Here is a 427-nt window from a genome sequence, read left to right as displayed (position 1 = left end):
TAGATATTCTAAAAGTAGAGGATTATCATGATATTAGCGAGCAAGATACCACTGTTGAAATAGATGAGATGTGGAGTTATGTGGGCAGTAAAGCCAATCAAAGGTGGCTGTGGCATGCCATTGATCGGGCCACTGGTAAGGTGTTGGCTTATGTGTTAGGGAAACGTCGAGATGAGGTTTTTCTCGAATTAAAAGGTTTGTTAGAGCCATTTGGAATAACCCGTTTTTATACCGATGATTGGGGTGCCTATGAGCGCCATTTAGATCCCGAGAAACATATCGTTGGAAAACAAAATACGCAGAAAATAGAACGCAAACATTTAACGCTACGGACGCGAATCAAGCGGCTTGCACGTAAGACGATTTGCTTTTCAAAACTAAATCAAATGCATGATATTGTCATTGGATTGTTCGTGAATCGTTATGA

At 40.5% G+C, this 427-nt stretch carries 1 protein-coding gene; it reads left to right on the top strand.

Going from position 1 to position 427, the window contains the following annotated elements:
• Nucleotides 1-427, top strand: a 427-nt coding sequence (locus E1958_RS19855; protein WP_133513397.1) for an IS1 family transposase, incomplete at both ends; no start/stop codon positions are given.

Source organism: Candidatus Thiosymbion oneisti (assembly GCF_004359955.1).
Taxonomy (GTDB): domain Bacteria; phylum Pseudomonadota; class Gammaproteobacteria; order Chromatiales; family Chromatiaceae; genus Thiosymbion; species Thiosymbion oneisti.
This window is presented reverse-complemented; position numbering and strand designations above follow the sequence as displayed.